At 49.6% G+C, this 9,212-nt stretch carries 12 protein-coding genes; 6 read left to right on the top strand and 6 right to left on the bottom strand.

The annotated features are described in order from the left end of the window. Window positions 1-508, top strand: a 508-nt coding sequence (locus tag Q1M25_RS05705; RefSeq protein ID WP_300482755.1) for a tRNA-dihydrouridine synthase, incomplete at its 5' end; no start/stop codon positions are given. Between the two features lie 41 nt (window positions 509-549). Here Q1M25_RS05705 and Q1M25_RS05710 read toward each other — a convergent pair. The 3 genes from Q1M25_RS05710 to Q1M25_RS05720 all read right to left on the bottom strand — a co-directional run bounded on the left by Q1M25_RS05710 (window position 550) and on the right by Q1M25_RS05720 (window position 3,021). Continuing rightward, window positions 550-1,275: a hypothetical protein gene (locus Q1M25_RS05710; RefSeq protein WP_300482758.1), complete on the bottom strand. Its 726-nt coding sequence runs from the start codon at window positions 1,273-1,275 to the stop codon at window positions 550-552. A 157-nt stretch (window positions 1,276-1,432) separates the two neighbouring features. After that, the gene (gene dnrN, locus Q1M25_RS05715) at window positions 1,433-1,906 is read right to left on the bottom strand and encodes an iron-sulfur cluster repair protein DnrN (protein ID WP_004519850.1); all 474 of its coding nucleotides are present in this window, start codon (window positions 1,904-1,906) and stop codon (window positions 1,433-1,435) included. A 182-nt stretch (window positions 1,907-2,088) separates the two neighbouring features. Then, the gene (locus Q1M25_RS05720) at window positions 2,089-3,021 is read right to left on the bottom strand and encodes an AEC family transporter (protein ID WP_300482763.1); all 933 of its coding nucleotides are present in this window, start codon (window positions 3,019-3,021) and stop codon (window positions 2,089-2,091) included. 178 nt (window positions 3,022-3,199) lie between these two features. Here Q1M25_RS05720 and Q1M25_RS05725 point away from each other — a divergent pair, with 178 nt between their 5' ends. Then, window positions 3,200-3,955, top strand: a complete 756-nt coding sequence (locus Q1M25_RS05725; protein ID WP_070625413.1) for a GNAT family N-acetyltransferase — start codon at window positions 3,200-3,202, stop codon at window positions 3,953-3,955. A 58-nt stretch (window positions 3,956-4,013) separates the two neighbouring features. Continuing rightward, window positions 4,014-4,763, top strand: coding sequence for a 1-acyl-sn-glycerol-3-phosphate acyltransferase (locus Q1M25_RS05730; RefSeq protein ID WP_003747133.1), 750 nt, complete (start codon window positions 4,014-4,016; stop codon window positions 4,761-4,763). A 53-nt stretch (window positions 4,764-4,816) separates the two neighbouring features. Here the strand turns inward: Q1M25_RS05730 and gloA are convergent, their stop codons facing one another. After that, window positions 4,817-5,230 carry a lactoylglutathione lyase gene (gene gloA, locus Q1M25_RS05735; RefSeq protein ID WP_293208167.1) on the bottom strand — a complete coding sequence of 138 codons (414 nt, stop codon included), beginning with the start codon at window positions 5,228-5,230 and terminating at the stop codon, window positions 4,817-4,819. 205 nt (window positions 5,231-5,435) lie between these two features. On the opposite strand from gloA, the gene Q1M25_RS05740 reads away from it, so the two are divergent. Continuing rightward, window positions 5,436-6,536 carry a conjugal transfer protein gene (locus Q1M25_RS05740; protein WP_293208170.1) on the top strand — a complete coding sequence of 367 codons (1,101 nt, stop codon included), beginning with the start codon at window positions 5,436-5,438 and terminating at the stop codon, window positions 6,534-6,536. Between the two features lie 86 nt (window positions 6,537-6,622). Continuing rightward, window positions 6,623-7,087 carry a low molecular weight protein-tyrosine-phosphatase gene (locus Q1M25_RS05745; RefSeq protein ID WP_003685247.1) on the top strand — a complete coding sequence of 155 codons (465 nt, stop codon included), beginning with the start codon at window positions 6,623-6,625 and terminating at the stop codon, window positions 7,085-7,087. A gap of 95 nt (window positions 7,088-7,182) precedes the next feature. Here the strand turns inward: Q1M25_RS05745 and metW are convergent, their stop codons facing one another. Both metW and Q1M25_RS05755 read right to left on the bottom strand, forming a co-directional pair. Continuing rightward, window positions 7,183-7,764: a methionine biosynthesis protein MetW gene (gene metW, locus Q1M25_RS05750; RefSeq protein WP_004519858.1), complete on the bottom strand. Its 582-nt coding sequence runs from the start codon at window positions 7,762-7,764 to the stop codon at window positions 7,183-7,185. Continuing rightward, window positions 7,761-8,900 carry a homoserine O-acetyltransferase gene (locus tag Q1M25_RS05755; RefSeq protein ID WP_004519859.1) on the bottom strand — a complete coding sequence of 380 codons (1,140 nt, stop codon included), beginning with the start codon at window positions 8,898-8,900 and terminating at the stop codon, window positions 7,761-7,763. Before Q1M25_RS05755 ends, metW begins: the two co-directional genes overlap by 4 nt. Before the next feature lie 116 nt (window positions 8,901-9,016). Here Q1M25_RS05755 and Q1M25_RS05760 point away from each other — a divergent pair. Beyond that, window positions 9,017-9,212, top strand: a 196-nt coding sequence (locus Q1M25_RS05760; protein ID WP_300482774.1) for a hypothetical protein, incomplete at its 3' end; no start/stop codon positions are given.

Raw genomic sequence — 9,212 nt, forward strand, 5'->3', positions numbered from 1 at the left:
CGCTTCCGCGATTGAAAACGGCGGCGCATGCGCGTTGACCGTCCATGCACGCACCAAAGTCGAAGGCTACGAGCCGCCGGCTCATTGGGAATGGGTACGCAAAATCCGCGATGCTGTCAGTATTCCCGTTACCGCCAACGGCGATGTGTTCAGCCTTCAAGACTATCTCGACATTAAAACCGTCAGCGGTTGCGACAGCGTGATGCTCGGGCGCGGCGCGGTTATCCGTCCAGACTTGGCACGGCAAATCAAGCAATATGAAAACGGCGAAACAGTGAAAGACACCAACTTTGCCGAAGTCTCCTCATGGATAGTCCAGTTCTTCGATTTATGCCTTGCCAAAGAAGCCAACAACAAATATCCGGTTGCCCGTTTGAAACAGTGGCTGGGCATGATGAAAAAAGAGTTTGAACAGGCGCAGATATTGTTTGGCCGCATCCGCGCCGTCAAAGAAGCGGATGAAGTGAAACAGATTCTGCTGTCGTTTGAACAAGAGATGCATTCATGATTCAAAAAGGCCGTCTGAATTTCAGACGGCCTTTGATATGATTACTGACAGATATAATCAGCCAACAGTCTGCCTTTTTCCGCGCTGGCTGCATTGGCCATATTCACATGCCTGGTCTCAGGGCCATTCTTGGATTTCAGGGCTTCGCCATATTTCCTGGCAAACTCTTTATTGGCACTGGTCACCCTTGACTCAGTGGAATCCAATATAAAACCGTCTTGCTCATATTTGCCTTGCGCAGTGATAATCAAGATATTTTCAGGCGCAGGATAATCCGGAAAATTAACATAGTTGGTAACCAGCTTGTAAGAAACGCCTTTGCCGTGTTTCATATCCTGACAGATGCCGTTAGGCGCGGTAAAGACTGCATGGCCGATCCGACCACGTCCGAAATCGTAAAAATCGATTCTCTTAGCAGCAGCCAACAGTTTTCTATCGTTGCCGTCATTGATATTTAATGACTTGCCGTTTACCAAAAACAGGGTTGGCAACAAGGGGGTGCCATGATAGGCTTCCAAATTATATGCTTCGCCCAACAGCTTGCCCTGACGATACACAGTCAAGACAGGCTTTTTCAAACCATTTTCCGGATTGCCGGTTTTCTTAAAAGAAATCTTCTGAACCACATTGCCAAATTCATAATAAGGCCGCGACTGCACGCCTGTTTTCGTATCCTGCAAGGCGCTCCAGCTGCCGTCCGTCGTTTGGGCGCACGCAGTCAGAGCAACAAACAGAATACCCGATAGTAAAACTTTAGAATGTTTCATTCATAAACTCCTTCTCAAGTAAACAAAAGAACGGATGTGTGCCTTTACTACCTAATTTTGTTTATTTATTAAAATTTTAGAACTATTATACTAACTTAGCAAGGGATTAAAGAACAGGCCGTCTGAACATTCAGACGGCCTTGATTAAGCTCAAATTTTAAGAAGCCAAAACACGGTGGAACAAAATCTCATTTTCCAAATGGATATGGTCTTTCAAATCATCCACCATCTCTTTGGCCAAAGTGTACAAACGGGTCCAGCTGCCGCAAGCGCCTTCGGGAAGCTCAAAATTGTTGGTCAATTCTTCCAGACGCGCGATGGCCTGATCGTGTTCTTCATGCTCGTGCATCATCACGCTGATAGGCATTGCCGCGCCGCGACCCACGCCCTGATTAATCATTGGGAACAACATGCGCTCCTCTTTCATCATGTGCATCAACAGCTCGTTTTGCATATAGGCCAACAAATCAGGAACTTCGGCAGGGAAAGTATCAGCATGAACCTGCGCCACTTTTTGCGCCAGCGGAACCAACTCTTCAAACTGGGCGCGGTGGACATTGTGGTAACGCTGCAAAATATGGTCAATGGTGGAATTGAAAGGTGCGGTTTCCCAAACGGTAAAGTCGGTCATGGCTGTGTTCCTTTAAAGATTGATATTGGATGAATGTTAGACATAAGGATACACGCTGCAAACGGCTTTGTATAGTTTTTTAATTGCTTAATTAATTGATAATAAAAGTTATTTTCAAATTTAAAATAACAAACAGGCCGCCTGAAACATAAGGCTAACGTTTCAGACAGCCTACCCTTTTCTTAAATAATCCAACGATATAACGCAATCATCACCGGCATAGTTACCACACAAAATAAGGTCGTCAGCCCATAAATCGCGCTGGCTTTTTGGGCATTTTTGCCGTAAACAACCGCCATTTGGGTAACTGTCGCGGCGGCAGGCGAAGTCGTTGCCAAAAAGCTGATCAAAACAACCGTATCCGCATGCGCATCATGATGGGCAAAACCACAGACTTTGACGGCAAAAAGCAATAATATCGGAATCAAAATCAACCTTAAAAAAGCAACGAGATAAAGCCTCGGCGTCCACATAATCGAGCGCAGCGGCAAAGAAGCCAAAAGCATGCCTGCCACCAACATAGCAACCGGGCCAATCATACTGCCCACCGTCGCCACAGTATTATCGATAATATGCGGCAGCTTGATTTGAAAGGTAAACATCAGCAGCCCGACCAGCATGGATAAGATATTGATATTAGTGAAAATGGTTTTCCAAGCCACATTACCTCGGCCGCAAATCAACAGGCGCAGATGCGTCCAAAACAAAAACGTCTGCACCATGATAAAACCGCTGGTGTAAATCACCCATTCCGGCCCAAAGACCGACATTACCAAAGGGATAATCAGGTTGCCCGAATTGCTGTACACCGTCGCCGCGTGTTCGAGCGCATCGAGTTTGAACAAGTGTTTAAACAACCTGCCCAAAACAATCAACACCACATGGAAAAACACTGCCAGCATGACGGAAAGCTTCAGCCCTTCGATAATCTGCGGCATATTGTCCATCTGAAAAGCATGAATCATGACGGACGGGCTGATCAGGTAAAGCGCGATGACCGAGAGCGTATAGCTGTTTTCCGATTTCAACAGCCCTGCCTTCACTAAGGCCACGCCCATCAAAACAATCAGCGTCAGCTCGATAATTTTTCCGGCAAGCAGGAAAGAGGTTTCCATAATAAAAAAAGCGGCAAAAACGTTGATTTTACGCTTGTACCGCTTGGCATGCCAAATGCAGACGGCCTGAAGCCTTTTTCCAACAACCCGACATAATTTGCCCTACCGCAAAGCAAATCAATATAAATCTGTCCGTATATCCGCTATAATCAGCCATTTTCTTCAAACAGGAAACATCATGTCCCCCAGCCGTTTCAATCAAACGGGCCCCAAAATCGGCCTGAGCGTACGCCTTGCAGAAACCCAAGCTGAAATCGAAGCCGCCCAAAGATTGCGCTATCAGGTTTTTGCCCAAGAATTGGGGGCGGAAATCGAAAGCGATGACGGCCGCGATGTCGATCCTTATGATGAACATTGCCACCATCTGCTCGCCTTCGACGATGCAACCGGCGAGGTAATCGGCTGCTACCGCCTGATTACCGAGGAAACCGCAAAAAAAGTCGGCGGCTGGTACAGCGAGCATGAATTCGACCTTGAGCCTTTAAAAGACATCTTGCCACAAACCGTCGAACTCGGCCGCGCCTGCACCCACCCGGACTACCGCAACGGCGGCTTGGTCATGCTGTTGTGGACCGGTTTGGTCAAATTCATGAAAGACGAAAACCTGCGCTTTATGATTGGTTGCGGCAGTATCGAAATGCGCGACGGCGGCAACGATGCGGCCGGCCTGTATCATGCTTTAAAAGACAAATACCTCGCTCCGGAACAATGGCGTGTCAAACCGCTCAATCCGCTCAAATGGGACAGCATCACGCCGTCTGAAAATCCGCCTGTACCTGCCCTGATCAAAGGCTATCTCAAAGCAGGCGCGTGGTTCTGCGGCGAGCCTTGCGTCGATGAAGCGTTCAACTGCGCGGATGTGCTGATCATGATGGACATCAACCACCTTTCCGACCGCTACTTGCAGCGTTTCGCCCCTAAAACCGATTCATAATAAAAGGCCGTCTGAAACTTCAGACGGCCTGCCTAATCTTTATAAAAAAACACACACAATGACCGCCAAAATCCGTTTTATCTTCCGTCTTCTCTGCATTGCCGGCTGCCTTTTGTACGGCATGGCCGAAATGTTTTTTCTGTTCCCCTTTTACAGCAGCAAACGCAAACTGCGCGCGATTCAATTATGGTCGCTGCGCGTGCTCGCTTCCTGCGGCATGAAACTGCAAACTTTCGGCACGCCGCCGCAAGAAGGCCGCGGCCAAATGCTTATCAGCAACCATATTTCATGGTTGGACATTATGGCGGTTAACGGCGCTTTCCCCGGTCGTTTTGTGGCTAAAGACGATGTAGCCAAATGGCCGGTGGTCGGTTATCTCGCTACGCAGGCACAAACGGTTTATGTCTCGCGCAACCGCGGCATCAAAGGCAACTCCGCCAAAATTGCAGGCGTGACCGAAGCACTGAAAAACGGCGATACCGTTACCATTTTCCCCGAAGGCACCAGTACCGAAGGCCGTGAAATCCTGCCGTTCAAACCGAGCTTTTTTCAGACGGCCTATGATGCAGGCGTACCGATTATTCCGGCACTCTGCCGCTACCCGAATCCGGACGGCAGTAGCCCCAACCCGCACACAGCCTACTACGGCGACATCAGCCTCTGGCAATCTATCTGCATGGTCATCAGCCAACCTTCCAGCACGGTCGAGCTGCATTTCCTCGATCCGATTGAAGCGGGAGAAGACCGCTACGCTACCGCGCTTCAAGTACACGCCCTGTTGAGCGAAAAGCAAAAACAGCTGGGCTGATCAAACAAAAGGCCGTCTGAATGTTCAGACGGCCTTTTCCATTATCTTATGCCTTAAGATGAATATTGCACCGAATCGCTACCGCTTTTCTTTTGAATAAATTCAATTTTGTAGCCGTCCGGATCTTCGACAAACGCAATCACAGTCGTGCCGTGTTTCATCGGACCGGCTTCGCGTACCACTTTACCGCCCATTTCTTTGACACGCTCGCACGCCGCGTAAGCATCATCGACTTCAATCGCGATGTGGCCGTAAGCATTGCCCAAGTCGTAAGACTCGGTATCCCAGTTGTGGGTCAGTTCCAAAACAGTATGGTCCGCCTCATCACCATAACCAACAAAAGCCAAAGTAAAACGGCCTTCAGGATAATCGCGGCGGCGCAGCAGTTGCATATTCAATACGTTTTGATAGAACTCCAAAGAGCGTTCGAGATTGCCGACACGCAACATAGTATGAAGCAAGCGCATGATTTTGTTCCTTTCTGAATTATGTTTGGTCATGGATTATAACACATCGGGCATTTGCCCCCTCATCTTAGAAAATGCCGATACATACACCGTGTAGGAATGAAGCGTATCCTATATCGCCATTTGAATTTCATGTATTAACAAGCACACCGACTGACTAAATTGCTATAATCGCCACAATTACAACACAACACTTCAAACCGTCATGAAAACCTTTGTTCTTCCAGATACCCGCCCTTATCCGCAGAGCCCTATCAAAAACTACCTTCTGCTCAATGCCTATCAGCTGGCACACAACTCCTCCTCCGCATCACGCAAGCTTTCAGCTGGCCAACTACAAACCGAAATCCGCACCATGCTCAGCCAAAACCATTACATCAACCTTTCATTGGCAATGACCATGGCGCCCGATGTCGGCACTTACACCAGCCTGATTCAAAGCGTGGGCGAAGTTCTGAAGGCAGAAAACGATAACGAAGCCCAATGGTTTGCCCTGCCTGTCGTTTTGGTCGCCGGTTGCAAAAAAGAACAAACCCTGCCGCTCACGCTGCCTACCGAAGCCCTCTTCGCCTGCCTGCAAAACTACCCCAACCTGCGCGCCCTCACGCAAAACACTCAATGGCTGCCCTACCTCGTCCAATCGACCGATTTGAGCAGCGTTACCCCGGGCGAGTGGTTCCAAGCCAAGCAAAACGATGAAGCGGCAGGCGCATTCCTGCAAAAATTCGAATACAAACCATTGGTGCTGCCCGAAGGCCAATCTGTCCATGTTGTTTACGCGCTGGGCTACGGCAATAAAGACATTCAGACTGCCTTGGGCCTTAACCTGCAACAGGCAGGCCTGCCATTGATGCAGGTTTGGCAAGAGCATCTCGCCCTCGACGGCGTTACCCTCTTTACTAACCCGCTCTCGCCCAATACGCCGCTTGACGCGCTGACCGAAGGCAGCCATACCCGCCAACGCATGGCCATGGACGTTTTTGCCACCAACGCCATCCGCGCCATCCGTATGCAAAGCCCGCGTGTCGGCGTTGTTGCCGCAGCAAAAGCGGACGGCAAGCTCCAGTTCAGCTTCAACGCGACAGACAGCGCGTTTGAAATTGTTCCACAGACCTTCACTTGGGAGCTGGCTTCAACCGACAATATCGCCATCGTTCAGCAAAACTTCCTCGACCTGATGGCCGAATGCCGAATCGAGCACCTCTACCTGCTGCACAACCCACTGGGCGAAAACGAGAATATCCCTACTTATGCCCAAGCGTTGAAACTGGAAGGTCATAATCCTTTCTTCAGCAATGTAAACTAAATTGAAAATGCAACACGCCAAGGCCGTCTGAAAACGGTTTAACGTGTTGCATTGATTTTCAAACCTTACCGCTCATTTTCACGCATATGAAAACCCACAAAATCCTTTTCGTCTGCCTCGGCAACATCTGCCGCTCCCCCATGGCCGAATACGTCCTGCGCCACCGCGCCCGCGAAGCAGGCATGGGCAATGCAGTCATTACAGCCAGCGCAGGCACATCAGGCTGGCACGACGGAGAAGACATGCACGAAGGCACGCGCCGCGCACTCAAGCAACACGGCATCGACCCGTCAGGCTTTACCAGCAGCAAAATCAAACCCAGCGATGCCGAGCATTTCGACTACATCATCGTGATGGACGACAACAACCTCAGAGAAACTGAAAAGCAGCTCGGTTTCCACCCTGGCAAAATCTTCAAACTGACCGACCTTATCCCCGATTCAGGGTACAACCACGTTCCCGATCCGTGGTACACGGGCGACTTTGACGAAACCTACCGTCTGGTCGATGCCGGCAGTTTGGCCTTGTTGGAAAAATTGAAACAGGCTTAAACCGACTTTAACAATAAAAGGCCGTCTGAACAGCTATCCGCAAAAGCCATGCTTTCGTGATTACCTGTTCAGACGGCCTTTATTGATAACCGCAATCAACCTACGCGATAAAACGCCAGGCTGCCCAATAAATTCGGCAGATGTTTGACCTGTCGGTTGCCCGTCATGACCGCACGCTCAAGCACACGGATTTTATTTTTGGCACACAGTAAGTCAAAGTCTTTGAGGGTACACCAATGGATATTGGGCGTATCGTACCAATGATACGGCATCCGCTCGGAAACCGGCATATGGCCGCCAACGGCGATTTGAAAACGGTTGCGCCAGTAGCCGAAATTAGGGAAGCTGACAATAGCCTGCTTGGCCACGCGCATTAGGCAGCGCAGGATTTTTTCCGTGTTCTGCATCGCCTGAATGGTTTGGCTCAAGACAATCACATCAAAACTTTGATCACCAAAAGCCACCAAACCTTCTTCTAAATCGGCTTGAATGACGTTCACGCCGCGGGATATAGCGGCAATCACGCTGTCGGTATCGATTTCAACGCCGTAGCCGGTGCAATTTTTATGTTCCACCAACGCGGCCAACAGTTCGCCGTCGCCGCAGCCTAAATCGAGTACGCGGCTGCCTTCGGGTATCCAATCGTAAATGAGTTGCAAATCGTCGCGCAGATTCATTTTTGGCAGTCCTTGTAAACGTTGTTCATATAAGCGGCAACAGCGCGGATATAGGCTTCGTCCTCCATCAAGAAGGCATCGTGTCCATGATTGGATTTGACTTCAATGTACTGCACAGATTTTTGTGCGGCGATTAATGCCTTGACCAATTCATGCGAACGTTGCGGCGAGAAGCGCCAGTCAGTGCTAAAGCTGGCAACAAAAAATTTGGCCTGCACATTCTCCACGGCGCGCGTGAGGTTGTGGCCGTAATCGGCGGCCGGGTCAAAATAGTCGAGTGCCTTGGTCATCAGCAGATAAGTGTTGGCATCAAAACGGCCGACAAACTTGTCGCCTTGATAGCGAAGATAAGATTCCACTTCAAATTCAACGCCGTAGCCATACTGATAGCCGTCTGATTTTAAATCGCGGCCGAATTTTTTACCCAAGCCGTCTTCGGCAAGATAGGTAATGTGCCCCATCATGCGCGCGATACGCAAACCGCGTGAAGGAACGGTATGATGGCTGCGGTAATTGCCTTCATGGAAATCGGGGTCGGTCAAAATAGCCTGACGGGCAACATCGTTAAACGCGATGTTTTGAGTGGAAAGTTTAGGCGCAGAAGCGATGACGAGCGCGTGGGCAACGCGTTCAGGCAAAGAAATCGTCCATTGCAATGCCTGCATACCGCCCAAGCTGCCGCCGACAATGGCCGCCCATTTTTGAATGCCGAGATAATCGGCAAGCATGGATTGGGACTTCACCCAGTCTTTTACGGTTACAACCGGAAAATCTGCGCCATATTCATGGCCGGTTTCAGGATTCTCGGATAAAGGACCGGTACTGCCGTCGCAGCCGCCCAAGTTGTTCAAACCGACAACGAAAAAGCGTTCGGTATCGATGGGTTTGCCGGGGCCGACCATATTGTCCCACCAACCGGCGTATTTATCCTCCGCACTGTGCTTGCCGGCAACATGATGATTGCCTGACAGGGCGTGGCAGATCAGGACGGCATTGCTTTTGTCGGCATTGAGTGTGCCGTAGGTTTCAATCATCAGATCGAAACGGGGTAAAGTTTTGCCGTTTTCCAGAGCAAGCGGTGTGTCAAACGGGATTTTCTGGGGCGTTACAATGCCCACTGAGGCATTTGTTGTCATTTGTAATTTCCAAGTGAAGCGGCAAAAGGGGTATTATAACGTTTCGTTTTTGTTTTGTGCATGAGGCTTCAGACGGCCTGCCCTGATTAAAGGCAATATTTTTGGGAGAATGTGAAATGATAGGCAGGCTTTTGAGATTTTTTTTCTTTTGCGCCATAGCGGCATTGATTGTGAACCGTTTGTTCAGCCGCAAACAAAAGCGTACCATTCGGGAAATCGCCAAAATCAGCGCGTGGGTATTGCTTGGCGCGGCGGCCGCTACGCTGTTTTGGTATCTGATGATGCTGTTTTTCAAACATATTCCCAATTCTT

The sequence above is a fragment of the uncultured Neisseria sp. genome (assembly GCF_951230505.1).
GTDB lineage: Bacteria > Pseudomonadota > Gammaproteobacteria > Burkholderiales > Neisseriaceae > Neisseria.

What these genes read in the sequence shown, in the direction of transcription:
- Q1M25_RS05710 (WP_300482758.1), bottom strand. Translation starts at nt 1,275, where the DNA reads ATGAAACATTCTAAAGTTTTACTATCGGGTATTCTGTTTGTTGCTCTG.
- dnrN (WP_004519850.1), bottom strand. Translation starts at nt 1,906, where the DNA reads ATGACCGACTTTACCGTTTGGGAAACCGCACCTTTCAATTCCACCATT.
- Q1M25_RS05720 (WP_300482763.1), bottom strand. Translation starts at nt 3,021, where the DNA reads ATGGAAACCTCTTTCCTGCTTGCCGGAAAAATTATCGAGCTGACGCTG.
- Q1M25_RS05725 (WP_070625413.1), top strand. Translation starts at nt 3,200, where the DNA reads ATGTCCCCCAGCCGTTTCAATCAAACGGGCCCCAAAATCGGCCTGAGC.
- Q1M25_RS05730 (WP_003747133.1), top strand. Translation starts at nt 4,014, where the DNA reads ATGACCGCCAAAATCCGTTTTATCTTCCGTCTTCTCTGCATTGCCGGC.
- gloA (WP_293208167.1), bottom strand. Translation starts at nt 5,230, where the DNA reads ATGCGCTTGCTTCATACTATGTTGCGTGTCGGCAATCTCGAACGCTCT.
- Q1M25_RS05740 (WP_293208170.1), top strand. Translation starts at nt 5,436, where the DNA reads ATGAAAACCTTTGTTCTTCCAGATACCCGCCCTTATCCGCAGAGCCCT.
- Q1M25_RS05745 (WP_003685247.1), top strand. Translation starts at nt 6,623, where the DNA reads ATGAAAACCCACAAAATCCTTTTCGTCTGCCTCGGCAACATCTGCCGC.
- metW (WP_004519858.1), bottom strand. Translation starts at nt 7,764, where the DNA reads ATGAATCTGCGCGACGATTTGCAACTCATTTACGATTGGATACCCGAA.
- Q1M25_RS05755 (WP_004519859.1), bottom strand. Translation starts at nt 8,900, where the DNA reads ATGACAACAAATGCCTCAGTGGGCATTGTAACGCCCCAGAAAATCCCG.